At 68.6% G+C, this 21,867-nt stretch carries 17 protein-coding genes, 1 tRNA gene, 1 other RNA gene, 1 pseudogene and 1 riboswitch; of the genes and pseudogenes, 9 read left to right on the top strand and 11 right to left on the bottom strand.

What is annotated here, in order from left to right; genetic code table 11:
• Positions 1-85 precede the first annotated feature (85 nt).
• The gene (denD, locus tag DEF76_RS18150) at positions 86-1,075 is read left to right on the top strand and encodes a D-erythronate dehydrogenase (protein ID WP_114913494.1); all 990 of its coding nucleotides are present in this window, start codon (positions 86-88) and stop codon (positions 1,073-1,075) included.
• Positions 1,076-1,101: 26 nt separating this feature from the next.
• Here the strand turns inward: denD and thiG are convergent, their stop codons facing one another.
• The 6 genes from thiG to acuI form a co-directional block, all read right to left on the bottom strand.
• A complete protein-coding gene (thiG, locus tag DEF76_RS18145) occupies positions 1,102-1,875 on the bottom strand; it encodes a thiazole synthase (protein ID WP_114913493.1) in 774 nt (257 codons plus the stop codon).
• Positions 1,876-1,877: 2 nt separating this feature from the next.
• Positions 1,878-2,096, bottom strand: a complete 219-nt coding sequence (gene thiS, locus DEF76_RS18140; protein WP_114913492.1) for a sulfur carrier protein ThiS — start codon at positions 2,094-2,096, stop codon at positions 1,878-1,880.
• 2 nt (positions 2,097-2,098) lie between these two features.
• Positions 2,099-3,253: a glycine oxidase ThiO gene (gene thiO, locus DEF76_RS18135; protein WP_240319059.1), complete on the bottom strand. Its 1,155-nt coding sequence runs from the start codon at positions 3,251-3,253 to the stop codon at positions 2,099-2,101.
• Positions 3,250-5,073, bottom strand: coding sequence for a phosphomethylpyrimidine synthase ThiC (thiC, locus tag DEF76_RS18130; protein WP_114913491.1), 1,824 nt, complete (start codon positions 5,071-5,073; stop codon positions 3,250-3,252). The genes thiO and thiC overlap by 4 nt, the downstream gene beginning before the upstream one ends.
• A 45-nt stretch (positions 5,074-5,118) precedes the next feature.
• Positions 5,119-5,241: riboswitch (TPP riboswitch) on the bottom strand.
• Between the two features lie 67 nt (positions 5,242-5,308).
• Complete coding sequence (locus DEF76_RS18125; RefSeq protein WP_114913490.1) at positions 5,309-6,451, bottom strand: M20/M25/M40 family metallo-hydrolase; 1,143 nt, start codon at positions 6,449-6,451, stop codon at positions 5,309-5,311.
• Between the two features lie 12 nt (positions 6,452-6,463).
• Positions 6,464-7,456 carry an acrylyl-CoA reductase (NADPH) gene (gene acuI / locus DEF76_RS18120; RefSeq protein ID WP_114913489.1) on the bottom strand — a complete coding sequence of 331 codons (993 nt, stop codon included), beginning with the start codon at positions 7,454-7,456 and terminating at the stop codon, positions 6,464-6,466.
• Positions 7,457-7,592: 136 nt separating this feature from the next.
• Between acuI and ffs the strand changes: the two genes are divergently transcribed.
• From ffs to DEF76_RS20080, 5 genes are all read left to right on the top strand, one after another.
• Positions 7,593-7,690, top strand: an RNA gene (ffs, locus tag DEF76_RS18115) — signal recognition particle sRNA small type.
• Between the two features lie 50 nt (positions 7,691-7,740).
• The gene (locus DEF76_RS18110) at positions 7,741-9,549 is read left to right on the top strand and encodes a DNA polymerase III subunit gamma/tau (protein WP_114913488.1); all 1,809 of its coding nucleotides are present in this window, start codon (positions 7,741-7,743) and stop codon (positions 9,547-9,549) included.
• Positions 9,546-9,869: a YbaB/EbfC family nucleoid-associated protein gene (locus DEF76_RS18105; RefSeq protein WP_114913487.1), complete on the top strand. Its 324-nt coding sequence runs from the start codon at positions 9,546-9,548 to the stop codon at positions 9,867-9,869. The genes DEF76_RS18110 and DEF76_RS18105 overlap by 4 nt, the downstream gene beginning before the upstream one ends.
• 180 nt (positions 9,870-10,049) lie before the next feature.
• Positions 10,050-10,652 (top strand): recombination mediator RecR, encoded by a 603-nt coding sequence (gene recR, locus DEF76_RS18100; RefSeq protein ID WP_114913992.1) that lies wholly within the window; start codon positions 10,050-10,052, stop codon positions 10,650-10,652.
• Complete coding sequence (locus DEF76_RS20080; protein ID WP_114913486.1) at positions 10,649-11,158, top strand: L,D-transpeptidase family protein; 510 nt, start codon at positions 10,649-10,651, stop codon at positions 11,156-11,158. The genes recR and DEF76_RS20080 overlap by 4 nt, the downstream gene beginning before the upstream one ends.
• Before the next feature lie 155 nt (positions 11,159-11,313).
• Here DEF76_RS20080 and DEF76_RS18090 read toward each other — a convergent pair.
• A pseudogene (locus tag DEF76_RS18090) lies at positions 11,314-15,345 on the bottom strand (Hint domain-containing protein); the annotation flags it as partial.
• Positions 15,346-16,821: 1,476 nt separating this feature from the next.
• On the opposite strand from DEF76_RS18090, the gene DEF76_RS18085 reads away from it, so the two are divergent.
• Positions 16,822-16,896 (top strand) — tRNA-Thr (locus tag DEF76_RS18085).
• Here DEF76_RS18085 and ispD read toward each other — a convergent pair.
• Positions 16,875-17,612: a 2-C-methyl-D-erythritol 4-phosphate cytidylyltransferase gene (gene ispD, locus DEF76_RS18080; protein WP_114913484.1), complete on the bottom strand. Its 738-nt coding sequence runs from the start codon at positions 17,610-17,612 to the stop codon at positions 16,875-16,877. The two genes, DEF76_RS18085 and ispD, sit on opposite strands and share 22 nt — an antisense overlap.
• A gap of 150 nt (positions 17,613-17,762) precedes the next feature.
• On the opposite strand from ispD, the gene DEF76_RS18075 reads away from it, so the two are divergent.
• Positions 17,763-18,098 (top strand): DUF1491 family protein, encoded by a 336-nt coding sequence (locus DEF76_RS18075; protein ID WP_114913483.1) that lies wholly within the window; start codon positions 17,763-17,765, stop codon positions 18,096-18,098.
• Positions 18,099-18,218: 120 nt separating this feature from the next.
• On the opposite strand, the gene DEF76_RS18070 is transcribed toward DEF76_RS18075, so the two are convergent.
• From DEF76_RS18070 to DEF76_RS18060, 3 genes are read right to left on the bottom strand one after another with little or no spacing between them, the layout of a single operon-like run.
• Complete coding sequence (locus tag DEF76_RS18070; RefSeq protein WP_114913482.1) at positions 18,219-18,980, bottom strand: NAD kinase; 762 nt, start codon at positions 18,978-18,980, stop codon at positions 18,219-18,221.
• A gap of 2 nt (positions 18,981-18,982) precedes the next feature.
• The gene (locus DEF76_RS18065) at positions 18,983-19,810 is read right to left on the bottom strand and encodes a carbon-nitrogen hydrolase family protein (RefSeq protein ID WP_114913481.1); all 828 of its coding nucleotides are present in this window, start codon (positions 19,808-19,810) and stop codon (positions 18,983-18,985) included.
• Positions 19,811-19,836: 26 nt separating this feature from the next.
• Positions 19,837-20,238, bottom strand: coding sequence for a hypothetical protein (locus tag DEF76_RS18060; protein ID WP_114913480.1), 402 nt, complete (start codon positions 20,236-20,238; stop codon positions 19,837-19,839).
• 223 nt (positions 20,239-20,461) lie between these two features.
• Between DEF76_RS18060 and DEF76_RS18055 the strand changes: the two genes are divergently transcribed.
• Positions 20,462-21,865 carry a selenium-binding protein SBP56-related protein gene (locus DEF76_RS18055; RefSeq protein ID WP_114913479.1) on the top strand — a complete coding sequence of 468 codons (1,404 nt, stop codon included), beginning with the start codon at positions 20,462-20,464 and terminating at the stop codon, positions 21,863-21,865.
• The last annotated feature ends 2 nt before the right edge of the window (positions 21,866-21,867 follow it).

Below are 21,867 nucleotides of genomic sequence, written 5' to 3'. Positions count from 1 at the left end.
GGCGGCCGCGAAGACGAAGGATTGACGCCGGCGCGCGTCGCGGCCACTGATGCCGGGCAGGCGATGACAGGGGAGGAGACACGCGATGCATGTTCTGATCACTGGCGCCGGGGGGATGATCGGGCGCAAGCTCGCGGCGCGGCTCGCGCACGAGAAAATCCTCGCCGGGCGCGAGATTGCGCGGCTTTCGCTCACCGATATCATGATGCCGGAAAAGCCCGCCGGGTTCGCCGGCAGCATCGACGCCTGGGCCGCCGATCTTGCCGCGCCCGGCGCCGCCGAGGCCGCCATCGCCAAGCGCCCCGATGTCATCTTCCATCTCGCCGCCATCGTCTCGGGCGAGGCGGAAGCGGATTTCGACAAGGGCTATCGCGTCAATCTCGATGGCACGCGGGCATTGTTCGAAGCGATCCGGGCAGAGGGACAAAAATCTCCCTATTCGCCGCGCGTCGTCTTCACCTCCTCGATCGCGGTGTTCGGGGCGCCATTTCCCGACCCGATCCCGGATGATTTCTTCACCACGCCGCTCACCAGTTATGGGACGCAAAAAGCGATCGGCGAATTGCTGCTTGCGGATTATTCACGCCGCGGCATTTTCGATGGCATCGGCATTCGGCTTCCCACCATCTGCATCCGCCCGGGCAAGCCGAACAAGGCGGCCTCGGGCTTTTTCTCCGGCATTTTGCGTGAGCCACTGGTCGGAATGGAGGCGGTTCTGCCGGTCTCGGACGAGGTGCGCCATTGGCATGCGAGCCCGCGCGCCGCGGTCTCGTTTTTGATCCATGCGGCAACGATCGATCTCGCGCCGCTCGGGGCACGGCGCAATCTTTCCATGCCGGGGCTTTCGGCGACGGTCGGCGAGCAGATCGCGGCCCTCGGCCGGGTCGCCGGAGAGAAGGCCGTGCGCCTGATCCGCCGTGAGCCCGATCCCGCTATCGCCGCGATCGTCGCCGGCTGGCCAACGCGCTTTGACCCCAAACGCGCGCTCGCCCTCGGCTTTCGCGCCGAAACGAGCTTCGATGACATCATCCGCATCCATATCGAAGACGAACTCGGCGGCATGATCCCGCGCTAGAGCGGGAGGGCCGCAGATGCCTCCGCTCAGCCGCCGCCGACGAGGCCGAGCTGCGGGCTCGAGGGCTCGGCTTGGGTGCGTTTGGGGATGCGCCCGGCGCGATGGGCGCAATAGCCGGCCTCGACCGCAAGCCGCATGGCGCGCGCCATGCGCGGCGGGTCTTCGGCGCCGGCGACGGCGCTGTTGAGCAGGACGCCGGCGCAGCCGAGTTCCATCGCTTGCGCCGCGTCGGAGGCGGTGCCGATGCCGGCATCGAGAATGACCGGCACCGGGCAGGTCGCGATGATACGGGCAATGGCGTAGGGGTTGATGATGCCAAGCCCGGTGCCAATCGGCGAGCCCAGCGGCATGACGGCGGCGGCGCCGAGATCGGCGAGCTTGCGGCAGCTCACCGGATCGTCGTTGGCATAGGGAAGAACGGTGAAGCCGGCGCGGACCAGCTCGTCGGTCGCCTTGAGCAGCAATTCGATATCGGGATATTGCGTCTCACGGTCGCCGATCAGCTCGAGCTTCACCCAATCCGTGCCCAAGGCTTCCCGGCCCAATTCGGCGGTCAGGCGCGCGTCGCGCACGCTGGCGCAGCCGGCGGTGTTGGGCAGCAGGACATAGCCCGCGAGCACATCGATCAGACTCTCGGCATAGGCTTCGAGGCTGATGCGGCGGATCGCGACCGTCACCATCGCCGGCGCGCCCTCACGCAGGGCATCGAGCAGCACTTGCCGGTTGGGATAGCCGCCGCTCCCGAGCAAAAGGCGCGAGGGAAAGATTTTCTCGGCGATGGTCAGGGGGTCGTCACGCATGCTCAGCCTCCGCCGAACGGCCGCACGATTTCGATCTCGTCGCCGGGGTGAAGTTCGACGTCGCCCCAAGCCCGCGCCGGCACGACGGCGCCATTGACCGCGACCGCGGTGCCGCGCGGCACGGTGACACCCTTGGCGGCGAGCAGATCGGCAAGGCGCGCGACCAGCGGCGCCGCCTCGCCATTCACCCGAAGATACGCCTCAGCGGCCGAGCGAGACATGATCACGCGGCGGGCGCCGCCGGCTGGGCGGCGAAGCGGTCGGGAAGGAACGGCGCCATCGCCGGGTCGATCACGCCCTCGATGAGATGGCGGGTGATCAGCTCGGCGGTGATCGGGGCGAGCAGGATGCCGTTGCGATGATGCCCGGTCGCGAGCACCAGCCCCGCGACCGCCGAGGGGCCGAGGAGCGGCGCGTCATCGCGCGAGCCGGGGCGAAAGCCGACCCAGGTTTCGGCGATCGGCAGCTCCTCGATCGCCGGCATCGCCCGCCAGGCGCCTTCGAGCAGCGAGAGAATGCCGCCGGCGGTGAGACTGGCATCGAACCCGCGCTCCTCGGTGGTCGCGCCGACGATCAGCCGGCCATCGCCGCGTGGCACCAGATAGACCCGCGGTGTCCAGAGGACGTGGCGGAGCAGCGGCGCCGCCGGGTTCATCGTGAGCGCCAGCATCTGCCCCTTGATCGGCCGCACCGCCGGGCGCGCGCAAGCAGGGAGACCAGCCACTGCCGCCGACCAGGCGCCCGCCGCGAGCACCACCCGATCGGCTTCATGCAGCGTCCCATCGCCGCGCCGCACCCCGATCGCCCGGTCATTCTCCACCGCCAACGCGACCTCGTCTCTTTCATGGAGGCGGCCGCCGGCGGCGAGAAAAGCGGCACGGAGCGCGATCACCACGCGCCGGTTATCGACCTGATGGTCATGCGGGCTGAACACCGCGCCGGCGAGCTGCGGGCCGAGCTGCGGCTCGCGCGCCCGCGCCTCGGCGGCGTTCAGCCATTCAAGAGCCACCCCCTGGCGGCGTTGGAAATCGAAGGAATGGCGCAGCCGGGCGGCGTCATCGCGGGTCAGCGCGATCTCGATCGTGCCCTCCTCGCGCAGACCGACCGCGATCCCGCTCGCGGCTTCCAGGGCCGCGGCGAAAGCCGGCCACAACGCCTGGCCGTGCCGGGTCAAAGCGCATAGTGCGGCTTCGCCGGGCTCGCTTTCGACGCCGGCGGCGAGCATTCCGGCGGCGGCGAAGCTTGCCCCGCGCCCGGCCTCGCCGCGCTCGAAAATCTCGACGGCGACGCCGGCTTGGGTGAGCCGCCAGCCGATCGCGAGCCCGATGATGCCGCCACCGATGATCGCGACCCGCCCGCGTGTCATCGGCGCGCTCATGATTTATCCGACGCCGCCGCGGCGGGGACATAGAGCGCGCCGCCCTGGTCGCGGAATTCCTCGCTTTTCGCCGCCATGCCGGAAAGCCGCTCGGCTTCGGCGCGGAGATCCTGGGTGATCCGCATCGAGCAGAATTTCGGCCCGCACATCGAGCAGAAATGCGCGACCTTGTGTGCCTCCTTGGGCAGCGTCTCGTCATGGAAAGCGCGCGCGGTATCGGGGTCGAGCGCGAGATTGAACTGATCCTCCCAGCGGAAATCGAAGCGTGCGCGCGAGACGGCATCGTCGCGCAATTTCGCGCTCGGATGGCCTTTGGCGAGATCGGCGGCGTGGGCGGCGATGCGGTAGGTGATGACACCGGTCTTGACATCGTCGCGATTGGGCAGGCCGAGATGCTCCTTCGGCGTCACGTAGCAAAGCATCGCGGTGCCGAACCAGCCGATCATCGCCGCGCCGATCGCAGACGTGATGTGGTCATAGCCCGGCGCGATATCGGTGGTGAGCGGGCCGAGGGTGTAGAACGGCGCCTCGCCGCAGGCGGCGAGCTGCTTTTCCATATTCACCTTGATCTTGTGCATCGCCACATGGCCGGGCCCCTCGATCATCACCTGGCAGCCCTTGGCCCAGGCGATCTTGGTCAACTCGCCCAGCGTCTCGAGCTCGGCGAACTGTGCCGCGTCATTGGCGTCGGCGATCGAGCCCGGCCGCAACCCGTCGCCGAGCGAGAACGAGACGTCATAGCGGCGCATGATGTCACAGATCTCGTCGAAATGTTCGTAAAGGAAGCTCTCGCGATGATGCGCAAGGCACCAGCGCGCCATGATCGAGCCGCCGCGCGAGACGATGCCGGTGACACGCCGCGCGGTCAGCGGGACATACGCGAGACGCACCCCGGCATGGATGGTGAAATAATCGACGCCCTGCTCGGCCTGCTCGATCAGGGTGTCGCGAAACACCTCCCAGGTGAGTTTTTCCGGCTCGCCATCGACCTTTTCCAGCGCCTGATAGATCGGCACGGTGCCGATGGGGACCGGCGAATTGCGCAGAATCCAGCCGCGGATATTGTGGATGTTGCGCCCCGTCGAGAGATCCATGACGGTATCGGCGCCCCAGCGGATCGCCCAGACCAGTTTTTCGACTTCTTCGGCGGCGGACGAGGTGACGGCGGAATTGCCGATATTGGCGTTCACTTTGACCAGGAAATTGCGGCCGATGATCATCGGCTCCAATTCCGGGTGATTGATATTGGCGGGAATGATCGCGCGCCCGGCGGCGATCTCGGCGCGGACGAATTCCGGGGTGACGAATTCCGGGATGGCCGCGCCAAAATCCTCGCCATCGGCGCGGCGCTCAGCGGCGCCGGCGAGCGCCTCAGCCCGGCCGAGATTTTCCCGATGCGCGACATAGATCATCTCTTCGGTGATGATCCCGGCGCGGGCGAATTCATATTGCGTGACATGCGGCGCGCCATCGCCGGCATAAAGCACCGGGCGCGCCGGGCAGGGCGGGACCAAACGATCGGCGCCGACGCCGCCATTATCCTCGGGCTTCTCGGCGCGCCCGGCGATCGGCGTCAGCGAGCGTCTCGCGAGCCAGTCAGCGCGGAGCGGCGGCAGCCCGGCCTCGAGGTCGATCTGCGTCGCGGGATCGGTATAGGGGCCGGACGGATCATAGAGACGTTGCGGCGCCTCATCGCCACCAAGCACGACCTCACGGAACGGCACCGCGAGATCGGGCCGGCCGGGCGGGGCGGAGAAAATTTTTCGCGAGCCGGTGATCGGACCGGTGGTGACGGTGCTCGGCTTGACTTCGATGGTCATGGCGTCATCCTCTCCCTTGCGCCGGGGGAGGGAAGGTGGCGATGTGACCTGCCAAGCTTCCGTCCCTACGCCGGCATGATCCGGATCAGGTCAACAGGGTCACCGCGGCGCGGCATCCAACCGCCGGCGGAATCTCAGCCCCCTCGCGGGGCTCCCCTCGGAAAGCCGGATCATTGCGCCCCGCGGGGCGCGAGTCAATGACGGTTGCGGCCAGGATCGCCGAACGAAGCGGCATTCATGCGAGGGTCGCGAGCAGCCCGGCCAGCAACCGGCCGCGTGTGGTCAGGCTCGCGATCTCGATATATTCGCCGAGCGTATGCAGCCCGTCGCCGAGCGCGCCGAGCCCGTCGAGCGAGGGGATGCCGAGGGCTCCGGTGAAATTTGCGTCCGAGCCGCCGCCGGCGCTCTCATGGCCGAGCGTCACGCCGAGCGCCTCGGCGATGCCGCGCGCCGTGCGATAAAGGGCGAGGGTGTTCTCATCCGGCTCCCAGACCGGGCGGGTAACGCCGCGGGTGACGGTGAAGGTCACGCCATCGGCGCTGTCGGAGAGCGCCAGCATGCGCGAGACCGCGTGGTCGAGATCGGCCTGGCGCTTGGCCATGCTGAGCGCCTCGCCGCGGCAGAGGGTCGCGACGCAATTCACCCATTGCCCGCCATGGACGACACCGACGCTGAAGGTGCAATCCTCGTTCGTCATGCTCTCGATTTCGATGAGCTTCTGGGCCATGCGGCGGATCGCCGAACGCCCGTCCTTGAGCCGCGCGCCAGCATGGCTCGGCCGCCCGACCGCTTCGAGATGAAAACGCGCGATCGCATAGCGGCCGGTGACAACGGCACCATCGCTCCGCCCCGGCTCGGGCACCAGGACATAGCGATGGCGGGCGGCCTCCGCTTCGATTAGGTCGCGTGTGCTTGGGCTGCCCACCTCCTCGTCGCTGGTGAACAACACGGTGACCGGCAGCTTCGTCGCAACGCCGGCCCGGTGCAGTTGGCGCAGCGCTTCGAGGGCGAGGAAATTGCCGCCCTTCATGTCGAGAATGCCGGGGCCGTAGCAGCGCCCATCGGTCTCGCGCCAGGGGAGTGCGGCAAGGGTGCCGACCGGGTGGACGGTATCGAGATGGCCCATCACCAGGATGCCGGGCTCGCCGGCGCGCGGGTGCGGCAGATGGGCGCGGACGCAATCGCCAAACCCCATCCGCCCCGGGATGCGCTCGATCCGCGCTCCCATCACCGCAAGGTCGCGGCTCGCGAGCGCCATCATGCGATTGACGGCGCCGGCGTCGAAGGTCGGCGATTCACACTCAATCCAGGGGCGAAGGCCGGCGAGCATCGCCGCGGTATCGAACGGAAGGCTCGTGGGATCGAAATCGCGGCTCATGCCATCCTCGCGTTAGTGCCTGACATTGACGACGGTGCGCCCCCGCACCTGCCCGGCGAGGATCGCCTCGGCGCGGGCCGGGAGATCGCCGAGGCCGATCTCCTCGGTCACTGCGGCAAGGTCCGCCGCCGTCAAGTCCCGCGCGAGCCGCCGCCACGCCTCCTCGCGCAACGCCAGCGGGCATTGCACGGACTCGATCCCAAGAAGGGCGACCCCGCGCAGGATGAACGGAAACACGCTGGTCGGCAGATCGGCGCCGCCGGCAAGGCCGCAGGCCGCGACCGCGCCGCCATAAGCGGTCGCCGCCAGGACATTGGCGAGGATGGTGCCGCCGACGCTATCGACCGCGCCCTGCCAGCGCTCCGCCTGGAGCGGCTTGCCCGGCGCCTGATAGGCGGCGCGCTCGAGAATGGCGCCAGCCCCCAGGCTTTCGAGGAAATCCCGCTCGGCAGGGCGCCCGGTGAGCGCCGTCACCCGATAGCCGAGGCGCGAGAGCAGGCGAACGGCGATGCTGCCGACCCCGCCGGCCGCGCCCGTCACCAAAACCTCGCCACCCTTGGCGATGCCATGGCGCTCGAGCGCCATGACCGCGAGCATCGCGGTGAAGCCGGCGGTGCCGATCGCCATCGCCTGGCGGGCATCGAGGCCCGCGGGCAAGGCCACCAGCCACGCGCTCTTGACCCGGGCGCGCTCGGCGAACCCGCCCGACCAATTTTCCCCGACCCCGAAGCCGGTCAGCACCACTTTGTCGCCGGGCCGGAAACGCGGGCTTGCCGACTGAGCGACGGTGCCAGCGAAATCGATCCCGGGAATGATCGGATAATGGCGCAGGATGCGATTGCGCCCGGCGAGCGCCAACCCGTCCTTGTAATTGAAGGACGAAAATTCGACATCGACGGTGACATCCGCCGCCGGCAGATCGGCATCCGTCAGGGTTTCGAGGGCAACGCTTTGCCGCCCGCCTTCCTCGCGCGCAACCAAGGCGCGAAAGCCGCTCGCGTTCATGTCATGTCTCCCGGCCACCGCCCACACTGCTGACGGGCGGCGAGTATCCGGCCTCTTGTGCGGCGAGGCAAGGCAGCGTCGGCGCTCGCGCCGCGCAGCCCTTGCCGCGGCGGCGGCGCTGGGCGATAAGGGCGCGGGAGGTCGGCGGCGGACGGGCGCCTCGCCAACCCGGTCAGGTCCGGAAGGAAGCAGCCGCAACGAGTTTCCGCCTGGGTCGTTGATCCGGCCTCCCACCGCGAAACCCTGTCAGGGAAGCCGCCGCCGCGGCTCGGCAAACCCCGCTTATGTCCGGCCTGTTCGATGACCCCGGCGCCGACGCGACCACGGCGCCCCCCCCTGATGAGCCCGGGCTGTTCGGCGAGGCGCTACCCGAGGCCGCGCCGGCGGCCTATCGGGTGCTCGCGCGCAAATACCGCCCGACGCGCTTTGAGGATCTGATCGGCCAGGAAACCATGGTCCGGGTTTTGCGCAATGCCTTCGCGCAAAATCGCGTCGCCCACGCCTTCATGCTGACCGGCGTGCGCGGCGTCGGCAAGACAACGACGGCGCGCATCATCGCCCGCGCCCTCAACTGCACCGGGCCGGACGGCAAAGGCGGCCCGACCGCCGATCCCTGCGGCGTCTGCGCCGATTGCCGCGCCATCCTCGCCGACCGCCATCCCGACGTCATGGAAATGGACGCGGCATCGCGCACCGGCGTCGATGACGTGCGCGAGATCATCGAGGCGACGCGGTTTCGCCCGCTGCAAGCGCGCACCAAGGTCTTCGTCATCGACGAGGTCCACATGCTGTCGCGCAACGCCTTCAACGCGCTGCTCAAAACCTTGGAAGAGCCGCCGCCGCACGTGAAATTCGTCTTTGCCACCACCGAGCTTCGCAAAGTGCCGATCACGGTGCTCTCGCGCTGCCAGCGCTTCGACCTCCGGCGCGTGCCGGCCGCCGATCTCGCTTCGCATTTTGCCCGCATCGTCGGCCTCGAGGGCTTCACCGCCGAGCCCGAGGCGCTGGCGCTGATCGCCCGCGCCGCCGAAGGCTCGGTGCGCGACGGGCTTTCGCTCCTCGATCAGGCGATCGCCGAGGCCCCGGCTGGCGGGCGCGTCAGCGCCGCCAGCGTCGCCGAGATGCTCGGGCTTGCCGATCGCGAGATGGTGTTCGATCTCTTCGAAGCCGTGTTCGCCGGGCGGGTTGCCGAGATGCTCGCGATCACCGCCCGCGCCCATGAATTCGGCGCCGATTTCGCGACCCTGCTGCAGGATCTGCTCGCCCTCGTCCACACCGTGAGCCGGCTCAAGACGATCCCCGCCTTGCGCGAAAGCAGCGAATTCACCGAGGCCGAGCGGGTGCGCGGCACCGCCCTCGCAACCCGGCTTGCGATCCCGGTTCTGGCGCGCGCCTGGCAGATGCTGCTTAAAGGTCTCGCCGAGGTCGAACAGGCGCCGGATGCGCGGGCGGCGGCGGAGATGGTGCTGATCCGTCTCTGCCATGTCGCCGATCTGCCGCCGCCGGGCGAACTTATCCAGCGCCTCGCGAACGCGCCGGCGGCAACGCCGGGGGCCACGCCACCCGCGCCACCCACCGGCGGCGGTGGCGGCAATGCCCGCGCCGTGGTTGGTGGTGGCGTGATCGCCGCGCGGCTGCCGGGCAGCTTCCGCGAGGTGGTGGCACTGGTCGCCGCGGCGCGTGAGGCGACGCTGCACGCGCACCTCCTGCACGGCGTCCATCTCGTTCGCTACGCGCCGCCGGTGATCGAGCTGCGCCCCGAAGCCGATCTGCCGCGCGACCTCGCCGCCCGCTTCGCCGCCGTGCTCGGTGAGGCGACGGCGCAGCGCTGGACGATCGTGCTTTCAGACGCGCCCGGCGAGCCGACGCTCGCCGAACAAGGGCGCTCAGCGGAGGCGGCGCGGCGCGAGGCGGCCACCCGCCATCCGCTGGTGCAAGCCATCCTGACCACCTTCCCCGGCGCCCGCGTCGAAGAGGTGCATACCGCTGGCCTCGACGTCTACGGCCTGCCCGCCGAGGCACCCGCGCCTGAGGCCGACCCTGGGCCCGGCGAGGACGACACCGAGACTTTCCCCGAGGAGTTCGACACATGAAAAATCTCGCTGGCCTGATGAAACAGGCCTCGCAAATGCAGCAGAAAATGCAAGACATGCAGGCAAAGCTGGAAGCGATGGACATCGAGGGCGAATCCGGCGCCGGCATGGTGCGGGTGACGCTGAGCGGCAAAGGCGAGATGAAACACCTGCGCATTGACCCGAAGCTCGCCGACCCCGCCGAGCTGGAAGTGCTCGAAGACCTCATCATCGCCGCCCACGCCGACGCCAAACGTCGCCTCGAAACCATCACCGCCAACGAAATGCAGGCGCTCACCGGCGGCATCACCCTGCCGCCCGGCATGAAATTGCCGTTTTAGAAGGCAAGAAGACTTGTTCTTTTTTGAAAAAAAGAACCAAAAAACGTTTGTCCGTTGGGCAGTGCCTACGGCACTGCCCTTCCCAGGAAGTTGCCGCCCGGAGAAACCAGGACAAAAGTCTTTTTGCTTCTTTTTCTTCAGAAAAAGAAGATCTTTTCTAAATTCTTCCGGATTCTGATCTTGGGCGGACCTGAGATCGAGCGTTTGATTGCGTTGTTTGGCCGGCTTCCCGGGCTTGGTCCGCGGAGTGCGCGGCGGGCGGCGTTGTGGCTGTTGCGGGAGCCGGAGGCGCGTCTTGTGCCGCTGGCCGCGGCCTTGGCGGCGGCGGGGGCGGCGGTTCGGCAATGTCGGGTGTGCGGCAATCTCGACAGCGTCGATCCGTGTGCGATCTGCGCCGATTCGGGTCGGGAGTCGGGTCTCGTCTGCGTCGTCGAAGGGGTGGGTGATCTCTGGGCGATGGAGCGGGGCGGGGTGTTTCGTGGCCGCTATCATGTGTTGGGCGGGCTGCTTTCGGCGCTCGGCGGCGTCGGGCCGGAGGATTTGCGCCTCGCGCCGCTGCTCGCCCGCCTCGAGGCGGGCGGGATCAGGGAGATCATTCTTGCCTTGCCGGCAACCGTCGAGGGCGCGAGCACCATGCACTGGCTCGCAGATCGGCTTCGCCCGCACGGGGTCGCGGTGAGCCGCCTCGCGCAAGGGCTGCCGATGGGCGGCACGCTAGAGACCCTTGATGAGGGGACGCTGGCGCAGGCGCTTCGTGCCCGGCGTTACGAGGAGGCGCCATGAGCGGCGAAGAGGGCATCGCGACGGTCGGGCCGGATGGGGTTTTTCGGTTCGCCGGCGAGAGATATCGCGCCGCACTCGGGCGGGGCGGCGTGCGGGCCGAGAAAGTCGAGGGCGATGGCGCGACCCCGGCCGGGCTTTTGCCGCTTCGCCGCGTGCTCTATCGCGCCGATCGCGTCGCGATCCCGCGGAGTGTGGTGCCGCGCGAGCCGATCGCACCCTCGGATGGCTGGTGCGACGATCCCGCCGACCCAGCCTATAACCGCTTGATCCGCCTGCCCCATCCCGCCCGCCATGAGGAACTTTGGCGCGCCGATGGGCTTTATGACATCGTGGGCGTGCTCGGCTGGAACGATGACCCGCCGCGCCCGGGCCGCGGCTCGGCGATTTTCCTCCATGTCGCGACCGCCGATTTCGCGCCGACGGCGGGCTGCATCGCGCTCGCCTTGGCCGATTTGCGCGCGGTTCTTGCCGCCGGTCTCCGCGCCGTCGCGGTGTCTTTGGGCTGAGTGGCAAAAGCCCGGCGCGCGAGGCGGCCATGGATCGCGGCAAGCGTCTTTCCCGCGCGGCAGAGCGGCGCGCAGCGCGCCTGGGCGCCGCGCGCTGACCCCGCCGGCGCCGTCGCGGCATTGGCGAAATCGCCGCGGTTGCCGGTATCGAGATAGCTCTCGACCGCCAGCCCCTCGCTCAGCAGCACGTCGTGGCGGGCGAGTTCGATATGGAAATAGCGCACCGAAGGCACCGTTTCCTCGCGGATGGTGCGGCCATTGACGAGGAATTTGATCGGGATCAGCACGCCGTCCACGAACACCGCGTGATCGGGGGAGAGCACGACATCGCGGCGCGGCAGGTTTTCCGCGAAAGCGCCGGCGCTGATGCGGATCGGGCGCACGCGGGCGGGGTATTTGTGGCGCCGGCAATCGATCTCGCGCCAGCCGATCCAGACGATCGCAGCCGTCCCGCCGCCGGCGAGTGTTACCATGTCGCCGACCGCCAGCGCCTCGACAGGAACCGGCCCGGCCGGGGTTTCGATCCGCGTGCCGCTGGCAAAACAGGGCAGCGTGAGGGTGATATCGGTGCCGCTCGCGCCATCGCTCGCGAGCTGGAACTGGCTCGCGCTATAGGTCCCTTGCAGCGTAAGCGAGGCGACCGGCGAACCGGCGTCGCTCACGCTGAGCGTGTGGTTGGTATAGCTCAGCGTGTCGCCGGTGCTGTAGGTGGCGTTGCTGAGATCGATGACGTCGCCGCTCGCGAATCCCTCGATGGCGCCGAAGACCTGGCCGGGCGATGCGAGCGAAAGCTCGCCCGAGGCGGCGGTGAAATCGATGATTTGCGAGCTGGCGAGCGCGCCATCGAGCACGATGCCACCGCCGGCGCCGATTTTGACGAGGCCGCTTCCCGCGCCGGTTGCCGCAAGGCCGTTGGCGAGCACGATGGTGCCGCCCACCGCCTCGATCAGCGCGTTGTTGGTGAGCGTCCCGGTGACATCGATGGTGCCGCGGGCGGCGAGCAGCGTGCCGCTATTGCCGATGCCGCCGGAGAGCGTGCTGGCGCCGAGCCCGGCGAGTTTTTCGACCAGCCCGGCATTGCTGATCGCGCCGGCATTATAGCCGGTGAGCGCGGCGTCGGCGGTGATCGCGAGGGTGCCCGCCGCGCCGACGAGGAGCTGGCCGGTGCTGCTCGCGCTGCCGATTGAGGCGGCGCCGTCGAGCAGCAAGGTGCCGGTATCGCTGAGAACGGCGCCGCCGACGAGGGCAAGCCCGCTCGCTTCCCCGGCGCCGCTGACGATCACGGTGCCGGCGCCGGTGATCGCGCCATCGAGCGAGGCGGCGCCGGCGAGGGTCAGCGTGGTGCCGTCCGGGTCGAGCGTGCCGCCGCCGGCGAGGGTGAATTGCCCGGCATACGTCCCACCGGCGGCAGCGATGAGTTCGGCGGCGCCGAGGACGCCTAATCCTGCGACCGAGAGCGAAACGCCGGGCGTTAGCGTGTAGAAGCTGATCGCATTGCCGCTCGTCGCCGCCGCGCCGGCGGTCAGCGCGAGCGTTCCGGCGCCGGCAAGCGTGCCGCCCAACGTCGCGGCGCCGGCGGCAAGCGAGAGGGTGCCGCGTTGGACGGCGATGGTGCCACTATTGGTGAGATTGCCGTAGAGATAGCTGATGCCGTTGGCGGCGTTTTTTTCGAGCAAGCCGGCATTGTCGATGGCATCGGTGCCGGCGGTGTTGATATTGGCGTCGGCATTGATCGCAAAAACGCCGCCGGCGGTGATATCGAGCAGCGGCGAGTCGTTGATCCCGGCGCCGAGTTCGATATTGCCGTCCTGGGTGATGGTGCCGGAGAGATCGACCGTCTCCGAGCCGCTGACGGTAAGGCCGTCGGCGATGGCGCTGCCGCTGACCGCGATGGTGCCGCTGCCGGCGAGGGTTCCCGCCAATGTCGCAGCGCCCGAGAGCGTCAGCACGTTGGCGCCGTTGGTCAGCGTCGCGCCGGTGGCGAGCGTCGCTTCGTCGGCGAGGGTGAGGTTGCCGGCGAGCGTCGCGTCGGCGCCGGCCGCGAGCGCGAAAGCGCTGGCGGTGACCGAAAGACCCGCCCCCAGGGTTGCGTTGCCGGCGAGCGCGATGGTGCCGGCGCCGCCGAGGGTTCCGGAAAAACTGTCCGTGCCGGTGAACAGAAATTCGCCATCGGTGGCGAGGATGGTGCCGGTGCTGGTGATCGCGGGCGCGATGGTCGCGGTCCCGGCGCCGCCGGTTTTTTCGAAAATCCCGGCATTGCTGATCGCGGCGGTGGCGCCGGCGGCGATCGCGTTATCGCCGAGGCTGTCGAACAACGCGCCGGCGGTGATCGAAAGGTCGCCGGCGCCGCCGGCGCCCAGCGTGATGGCGCCGCCATCGAAAAGCGTCCCGCTATCGATCAGGCCGGCGTTGTCGCCGATGATCGCGTCGGCAAGATCGCCCGTGCCGGTGACGATCAGGCTGCCGGCGCCGGCCACGGTGCCGTCGAGCGTTGCGTCGCCGCTCAGGGTCAGGGTCTCGCCGCCGAGCGCGAGTGTGCCGGCGGCGGCGAGGGCGAAATCCCCGGCATAGGAGAGCGAGGCGGCGAGCGTCAGCGCATCGGCGATGGCGATGCCGCCGGTGGTGATCGCGGCGCCGGCTTCGATGGTGCCGCCGCCGGTGACGAAATCGAGCGTGCCGCCGCCGCTGATGGTGCCGGCGATATCGGCGCTGCCGAGCGTGAGCGCATTGGCGCCGATGACGGCGGTATTGCCGGCGGCGAGCGAAAAGCCGCCGCCGATGGTGCCGCCCGAGAGGAGATCGAGGGCGCCGCCATCGACCGTGAGGCCGCCGTTCCAGGCAAGGCCGCTATCAACGGCGAGGGTGCCGGCGCTGAGCAAGAGGGTGACGAGATTGCCGCCGCCAAGCGCCTCGACCGTGGTATCGTTAATGAACGCGATGGTCTGGGCGGTGCTGCCGTCATTGGGGATGATGGCGTCATCGTTGCTGGTGGGCGTGGTTTCCCAGCCGCCGCTCGACCAATTCCAGCTATCGAGGGTGATCGCCGCCGAGGGGTAGCTGAACACCGTGCTGGCAGGCGAAAGCAGGATCTCGGTGCCGTTGGCGCCGTCATTGGCGAGCGCGAGCGAGGGCGAACTCCCGAGCCCTGGCAGGGCAAGCGCGCCGACCACGCTCGCCGCGCCGCCGCCAGTTGCGTCCGTCAGCGTCAGCGTGCCGCCGCTATAGGAAAATCCGTTCGCTTCGAGCGTGGCGAGATCGATGGTGTCGCCGGCGGCAAAGCCGGTGATCGTCGCCGCGACGGACGCCAGGGCATCGAGGGTGAGGGCGGCATCGGCGGCAGCGAAATGGATCGTCCCCGAGGCTGCCCCCCCGAGGGTTGCCTCGGCACCGGCGCCGAGGCTCAGCGTGCCGCCGCCACCGAGCCCGCCGGCGACCGACAGCGCGCCATCGGCGACGCTGATAAGGCCGCCATTGCTGACCGCGCCGGTGAGCGCGAGCGTGCCGGCGTCGAGCGCGAGCGTGCCCTGATTGTCGAGCGCGGCGGAGAGGGTCGTCGCGCCGAGCCCGTTCCAGCCGGTGATCACCCCGTCATTGACCAGGGTGCCGGTGCCGGAAATCGCCGATGCCGTGGCGAGGGTGAGCGAGCCGCCGGCCTCGACGATGAGTTCGCTGCCGCCGCTCGCGGTGCCGAGCGTGAGCGGCCCGTCGGCGAGCGCGGTGCCGGCGAGCGCGAGAGTCGCGCCGCCTTCGAGGGCGAGGCCGGAGAGATCGGCGCTCCCCGAGAGCGCGAGCGTGCCCGGCCCGGCAAGGGTGCCATCGAGCGCGATGGCGCTGCCCGAGAGCGTGAGGCTTTCGCCGCCGAGCGCGAGCGTCGCCCCGGTTCCGAGGGTGACGCCGCCGGCATCGCTGAGCGAGGTCGCGAGGGTGAGTTCGCTGCCGGCGCCGGTGACGGCGAGGTCGGCGACGGTGACGACGACGCCGCTATCGAGGGTGAAGTTGCCGCCGCCGGTGAGAAGGAGGGTGCCTTGACCAGAGAGCGCCCCGCCGAGGCTGGCACTGCCGCCATCGAGCGCGAGAGTGCCGGCATCGGCGGCGAGGGTGCCGGTATCGTTCAGGCTCGCGGTGAGGTAGCTGGTGGCGTCGCCGCCGGTTTTCGCGATCAGGCCGGCATTGTCGATCGTCCCCATGCCGGCTTCGGCGCCGATCGCGGCATTGGTGAGAAGGGTGAAGCTCGCCCCGGCGGCAACCGCGATCTCCCCGCCGCCCTCGAGCGTCACCGGCCCGTCCATGGTGAGGCTCGTGGTGTCGGCGAGGGTCGCATCGCTCAGGATCAGGCCGTTGAGATCGCCCTCGCCGGTGATGTTGACGCGATCCGCGGCCGTTGCGCTCGTGCCCGCGATCACCCCGCCGAGGCTCGCAACGCCCGAGAGCGTCAGCGTCTCGTTGGCGCCGGCGAAAAGGAGGTCGCTCCCCGGCCCGAGGGTGAACGCGCCGCCATAGTCGAGGCCGCCCTCGAGGGTCAGGGTGGTCGCGGCGTTGAGCGCTTCCAGGGTGGCCGCGGTGATGACGGCGCCGGCGCTGATCGCGACCCGCGCCCCGCCGAATGCCGCGAGGCCGCCGCCGCCGCTGATCGTCCCGGCGAGCGTGTCGGTGCCACCGTAAAGACCGAGCACGCCATGCGCGATGGCGAGCGTGCCGCTATTGCTGAAATCGCCGGCGATATCGCTGGTGCCGCTCGCCAGTTGCTCGATCAGGCCGCTGTTGAAGAGGCCGCCGGTGCCCTCGCCGGCAAGCGTGGTCGGATTGGCGATGACGAAGGTTGCGCCGCTTTCGATGCTGATCGCGCTCGCATCCGAAGGCGCGGCGCCCAGGGTGACCGCGCCCGAGGTTTCGAGCGCGCCGCTGACCGCGAGCGTCGCGCCGCCGCTGACGGCAAGGCCGGAGAGGGCTTCGGCGGTGCCGGTGATGGCGATCACGCCCGGCCCCGCGATCGCGCCGGCCAGCGTCGCCGGGCCGGAGAGGGTGAGGGTGCCGGCGCCGAGGGCGAGACTGCCGGCGGCCTGATCGATGCCGCCATCCCAGGCGCCGCCGGTGAGGCTGAGCGCGCCGGCGGTCAGATCGAGGGTGGCATAGGGATCGCCCGGATCGCTGAGCGCGGCGATGGCGTCGGTGGTGGCGTAGGTGACGAAAACCGGGATGCCGGTATCGAAAACGGCATTGTCGCCGCTGCCGGGTGTGCCGAGGCTCCAATTGCCGGCGACGCTCCAGGCGCCGCTCGTGCCGATCCAATCGTCATTCGTTGCGGCCGGCATCCCAAACTCCATTCGCCGCTGCCGATGGGCGCCGGCAGGGGTGTTGTATCGTGGCTCGCGCCGCAGGCCGGCCCGGCGAGATCAATGCCGAGCGTAGCACGCTTGCCTATATCAACCTATTCGCGAAAAGTAAATTTTTATCTCTCGTTATGGTCTATTGACCAGCGGTAAACGATCTTATCACGAGATATGCCGGCAATCATCCCCGCGCAGGGTGCGTCTTCCGGCTCGTTGCGCGTTTCACGTTGGCGGCAGCGATAAAACACACCGGCGCGTCCTTGCGATCAACATGCGCCGAAGGGTTGCGCCGGTGGCGGCAAGCGTCTAGGAGACGGCCGGATCATCTTCGGCGCTGCTGTAGCTCAGTGGTAGAGCACACCCTTGGTAAGGGTGAGGCCGTGAGTTCAATCCTCACCAGCAGCACCACCCGCGAGATCCGACGCCGCCCTGCGGCGTTGGAGAATCGCCTCGGCGCGAGCGAGGTCGGGCTCGGTGGTGATTTTGAACGCATCCTCGTGCCCGAGAACCATCGCAACCGGGATTCCCGCCCGTTCGGCGACCAGGCTGTCATCGGTGAGATCGGCGGCGCCGGCGCCGAGCGCCCCGTGGGCGGCCCCGTGGGCTGCCCCGTGGGCGGCCCGAATGTCGGGGAAATGAAACCCCTGCGGCGTCTGTGCCCGCCACACCCCGGCGCGGTCCAGCGTTGCGGTGACGATCTCGCCGGCGCAACGCTTGAGCGTATCGACCACCGGCAAGCCGGCGATCACCGCGCGATGGCGCGCGAGCGCCGCGATCACCGCCGTGATCGTCTCTGCCGCGACGAAGGGGCGGACGGCGTCATGGATGAGGATATGGTCCGGCGCCCGCGCCGCCACGGCCTCGATCCCGCGGCGGACCGATTCCTGGCGTGTCGCACCGCCGAACACCGCCGGCGGCAGGTCGAGCCCGGCGGTTGCCTCGGCGTAGAGCGGCGCGTCCTCGGGATGGATCACCACCTGGGTCAGGGCGATCGCGGGATGGTGGTGGAAGGCGAGCACGGTGTGGCGCAGCACCGCCGCGCCGCCGAGGGGGCGGTATTGCTTCGGGGTCGGCCCGGCCATGCGGCTGCCGCGGCCGGCGGCAACGATCAGCGCCACGATCATGCGATTGGTCTCCGTCGATTTGGTCTCCCGGGGGCACTGATCCGCGATGCACCCGGGATGGTCAAGCGAGGTGCTTGCCCGGTGGGGCGCCAAGTGGGGCGCCCGGTGGGGCGCTTGCCAAGCGGGGCGGGTTGGCCCAGAGCGGCGTTCATGAGAGAGCCTCGGGTCAAGGCGGAGTTCTGGGTGCAGATGGCGCTCCGCCGCGGCACGGCGGCGGGCCGGCCGGGGGTGCTGGTGCGTCGTGGCGACCCTGATGCCGGGGGCGTTCTCCTGGTTTTGCGTGCCGGCACCGGGCTTTCCGTTTTGTCGCAGATCCGCGCCGCCGATGGCACCAGCGCTTGGCTGCGCGCAACCGGCCCCGACGGCGTCACCGAAGCCGCCGCCGATGCCTACATCGCGCGCCAAATTTCCGCCGATCCCGACCTCTGGGTGGTCGAGTTCGAGGCACCCGACCTTCTGCCGCCGTTCGAGGCGAAGATCATCTAGAGCGTGATCGGTTTAAGTCGATCACGCTCTAGGGTGGCCGTCATCGGGATTTCAGCCCGAAAAACGCCCACGCATCTCGCCAAAGTCCCATTTTTCACATGGGACCGGCCATTTCCCGCATCAGACCGTGAATTGCTCGGCGATGATGCGCTCAGAGAGGGCTTGGTCGGGGTCGAAAAGCACCTGGGTTGCCACGGTGCGGTATTCGCTGACCGCAACCGAGACGACGTTGCGAACTTCGGTGAAGTCGGCGACGGCGGCGACCGGGCGTTTTTCCGCTTCCAGCACCTCGAACACCACTTCCGCCGCCCCCGGTAGCAAGGCGCCGCGCCAGCGCCGGGGGCGGAAGGCGCTGATCGGGGTGAGCGGCAGAAGATTGGCCGAAAGCGGCACGATCGGGCCATGGGCGGAGAGGTTATAGGCGGTCGAGCCGGCTGGGGTCGAGATCAGCACGCCGTCGCAGATCAGTTCCGCGAGCCGTTCGCGCCCGTCGATCGAAATGCGGATTTTCGCGGCTTGGCGGAGCTGGCGAAGCAGGGAAACCTCGTTGAAGGCCAGGGCCTCTTCGGTCGCGCCGGTCATGGTGACCGCGTGCATGCGCAGCGGGTAGAGGATGGCGGCTTGAGCGCGGGCGAGGCGGGCGGGGAGATCGTCCTCGGCGTAGGCGTTCATCAAAAACCCGACCGAGCCACAATTCATGCCATAGACCGGGCGCGGATGGCTGATCAGATGGTGCAGGGTTTCGAGCATGAAGCCGTCGCCGCCGAGGGAGACGACGAAATCCGCCTGGGCCGTCGGACAATCGCCATAGCGGGCGGCGAGGCGGACACGGCTTTCCTGCGCCAGCCGCGCGGGCGAGGCGAGAAAGGCGATGCGCGGCATGCTCACCCGGGGCGCCGATGCGAGAGCACGGGCATATCGCGCCGGATCCGCTCGGTTCGCGCGGGATCGATGCGGGCGGTTGCGAAGCCTTCCCCGTCGGGCGCCATCGCCACCACCTGCCCCCAAGGGTCGGCGATCAGGGAATGGCCATAGGTGAAACGCGCCTCGCCGCGTTCCTCATGGCGGCCGCAGGTCGCGGCGGCGACGATCCAGCATTGGGTTTCGATCGCGCGGGCGCGGAGCAAGACCTCCCAATGATCCTTGCCGGTTTGCAGGGTGAAGGCGGAGGGGACAAAAATGACATCGGCGCCGGCGCGGCGCAACGCGAGATAGTGCTCGGGAAAGCGGATATCATAGCAGATCGAGAGCCCGGCGGTGAGCGGGCCGAGGGCGGTGGTGACGATATCTGTCCCATGGCCGTAGGTCGCGCTTTCGCGATAGCCGGTGCCGTCCGGGGTCTGGATATCGAAAAGATGGCGTTTGCGGTAGCGGGCGATTTCGCGCCCGTCGCGGTCGAAAACGACGGTGGTGTTGAAAAGCCTCCCCTCGGCGGCTTCGGCGAGCGAGCCGCCATGGACAAAGATATGATGGCGGCGGGCGAGGGCGCGGAGCGCCTCATAGGCTGCGCCGCCAGTCTCGCCGGGCGCCGGCAGCGGCTCGGCGTTCCGCTGCCGCGTCTCGCGCGAGCCGCCGAGCGAGGTCCACATCTCGGGAAGGCTCACGAGGTCGGGCCGGTCCTCGGCGACGCACGCCGCGATCAGGCGTTCGGCGGCGGCGATATTGGCGGCTTTGTCATCGCCGGGATTCATCTGGACGACGCTGATCCGCATCAGGGTTCCTTCCGCGGCGGTGATGGCTAATGCGGCCAGTCGAGCCGGGGTTCGGCGCGGACGGGGCGGCCAGGCGAGGCGAACTGACCGCGCGGCTCGGCGCTGGGGTCGCCGGCGCGTAGCGGCGGTGGCGGGATCGGTGGTGATGCGGCTTGCGGCGCTGCTTCGCGGCGCGCCGCCGGGCCGGCATAGAGCGAGAACTCCTCAGCACCCGGGCCGCGTGTCGGCTCGGGGAGCCGGAGCGTCAGGCTGCGCAATTCCCCTTGCAGCTCGTCGAGCCGGGCTTCCAGCGCCTCGAGGCGGGTTTTCACGCCGATAACGCTGAACGGCATGAAGAGGAAGGCGAGAAGATAGAGAAGTGCTGGCACCAGCAGGGCGATCGGCACCCAGCCGGGCATCCAGTCGGGCAAGGGAAGGGCGAAGGACATGGCGCGATCCTAAGCCCGATCGTGCCGACGCGGAAGACCGCTTGCGCGGGCGGCGGCGGCGGGGCGTTCGCGGGCGATTTTCCATTTGACTCTTGGCGGGGAGGGGGGAACGCTGAACCGCCGCCGCGATCTTGCCCGGAGATGCCGCGCATCGACACGCCGAGCCTGTCGAGACCGCAAAACCCCAAAAAAACGCCAAAATATCATCGGAGGACAGCGCACCATGGGAGATTTCCGACCCGATCCCACCTTCTACCCCTCGGCGAAGCTCGCGATGGCGGCGCCCCGAGAGGGCATCGGCTATGTCGCGCTCTTGCGCACCGATGGCGCCGCCGGGGATGCGCTCGGTGTCGTCGATCTCGATCCGGGATCGAAGACCTATCGGCAATTGGTCCACAAGGTCGAGTTGCCCCATATCGGCGACGAATTGCACCATTACGGCTGGAATGCCTGCAGCTCCATGCTGTGCCCGACCGGTGGGCACCCGTTCACCGAGCGCCGCTATCTGATCGTCCCCGGCATCCGCTCCTCGCGGCTCTATATCATCGATACCAAGCCCGAGCCGCGGGCGGCGCGGATCGTCAAGGTGATCGAGCCCGCGGAACTGCTCCACAAAACCGGCTATTCCCGGCCGCATACCGTCCATTGCGGCCCGGAAGGCATTTATATCAGCGCCCTCGGCGGCAAGGGGGCGCGCGGCGATGAGGGGCCGGCGGGGATTTTCCTGCTCGATTGCGAGAGCTTCGAACTCCGCGGGCAATGGGAGATCGAGCGCGGCGACCAGTTCGCGCATTATGATTTCTGGTGGAACATGCCGCATGATTACCTGGTGTCCAGCGAATGGGGCCTGCCGCCGTTGTTTGAAAACGGTATCGTCCCGGAGGCCCTCCTTGCTAATCAATACGGCCATAAGCTGCATTTTTGGGATTTGCGCGGCCGCCGGCATTTGCAGACCATCGATCTCGGCGCCAACCACCAGATGGCGTTGGAGGTGCGCCCGGCGCATGAGCCGACCAAGGATTATGGGTTTCTCGGCGTCGTCGTCGATACCACCAATCTTGAAGGGTCGATCTGGACATGGTGGCGCGAGGGTGGCCAATTTCATGCCCGCAAGACAGCGACTATTCCGCCAGAACCCGCCGATCCCGCGAAATTGCCCGATCTTCTCAAAGGCTTTGGCGCCGTCCCACCCCTGGTCACCGATATCGATCTCTCACTCGATGACCGCTTTCTCTACGTTGCCTGCTGGGGCACCGGGGAATTGCGGCAATATGACGTGGCTGATCCGTTCGCGCCAAAACTCGCGGGCTCGCTCCGGGTCGGCGGCATTGCCGCCCGAACCCCCTACGCCGATGGCACGCCCTATCACGGCGGCCCGCAGATGATCGAGATCAGCCGCGACGGCGAGCGGGTTTATTGGACCAATTCGCTCTACAGCACCTGGGATGATCAATTTTATCCGGGAGGCGTGCCCGGCCAGATGGCCATGGCGCGGGCCGGACGCGATGGCGGGCTGACGGCTGATCGCGATTTCCTGCTCGCCTTCCCGGCCGGCTATCGCGCCCATCAGGTGCGGCTCGAAGGGGGCGATTGCTCGACCGAGAGTTTCTGCTTCGCGTCTGCCTGATC

This window comes from Acidibrevibacterium fodinaquatile, from assembly GCF_003352165.1.
GTDB classification, from domain to species: Bacteria; Pseudomonadota; Alphaproteobacteria; order Acetobacterales; family Acetobacteraceae; genus Acidibrevibacterium; species Acidibrevibacterium fodinaquatile.
This window is presented reverse-complemented; position numbering and strand designations above follow the sequence as displayed.

What these genes read in the sequence shown, in the direction of transcription:
- DEF76_RS18125 (WP_114913490.1), bottom strand. Translation starts at nt 6,451, where the DNA reads ATGAGCCGCGATTTCGATCCCACGAGCCTTCCGTTCGATACCGCGGCG.
- DEF76_RS18075 (WP_114913483.1), top strand. Translation starts at nt 17,763, where the DNA reads ATGAGAGAGCCTCGGGTCAAGGCGGAGTTCTGGGTGCAGATGGCGCTC.
- DEF76_RS18060 (WP_114913480.1), bottom strand. Translation starts at nt 20,238, where the DNA reads ATGTCCTTCGCCCTTCCCTTGCCCGACTGGATGCCCGGCTGGGTGCCG.
- DEF76_RS18070 (WP_114913482.1), bottom strand. Translation starts at nt 18,980, where the DNA reads ATGCCGCGCATCGCCTTTCTCGCCTCGCCCGCGCGGCTGGCGCAGGAA.
- DEF76_RS18110 (WP_114913488.1), top strand. Translation starts at nt 7,741, where the DNA reads ATGTCCGGCCTGTTCGATGACCCCGGCGCCGACGCGACCACGGCGCCC.
- DEF76_RS18065 (WP_114913481.1), bottom strand. Translation starts at nt 19,810, where the DNA reads ATGCGGATCAGCGTCGTCCAGATGAATCCCGGCGATGACAAAGCCGCC.
- DEF76_RS20080 (WP_114913486.1), top strand. Translation starts at nt 10,649, where the DNA reads ATGAGCGGCGAAGAGGGCATCGCGACGGTCGGGCCGGATGGGGTTTTT.
- denD (WP_114913494.1), top strand. Translation starts at nt 86, where the DNA reads ATGCATGTTCTGATCACTGGCGCCGGGGGGATGATCGGGCGCAAGCTC.
- ispD (WP_114913484.1), bottom strand. Translation starts at nt 17,612, where the DNA reads ATGATCGTGGCGCTGATCGTTGCCGCCGGCCGCGGCAGCCGCATGGCC.
- DEF76_RS18105 (WP_114913487.1), top strand. Translation starts at nt 9,546, where the DNA reads ATGAAAAATCTCGCTGGCCTGATGAAACAGGCCTCGCAAATGCAGCAG.
- DEF76_RS18055 (WP_114913479.1), top strand. Translation starts at nt 20,462, where the DNA reads ATGGGAGATTTCCGACCCGATCCCACCTTCTACCCCTCGGCGAAGCTC.
- thiO (WP_240319059.1), bottom strand. Translation starts at nt 3,253, where the DNA reads ATGAGCGCGCCGATGACACGCGGGCGGGTCGCGATCATCGGTGGCGGC.
- acuI (WP_114913489.1), bottom strand. Translation starts at nt 7,456, where the DNA reads ATGAACGCGAGCGGCTTTCGCGCCTTGGTTGCGCGCGAGGAAGGCGGG.
- thiS (WP_114913492.1), bottom strand. Translation starts at nt 2,096, where the DNA reads ATGTCTCGCTCGGCCGCTGAGGCGTATCTTCGGGTGAATGGCGAGGCG.
- thiG (WP_114913493.1), bottom strand. Translation starts at nt 1,875, where the DNA reads ATGCGTGACGACCCCCTGACCATCGCCGAGAAAATCTTTCCCTCGCGC.
- thiC (WP_114913491.1), bottom strand. Translation starts at nt 5,073, where the DNA reads ATGACCATCGAAGTCAAGCCGAGCACCGTCACCACCGGTCCGATCACC.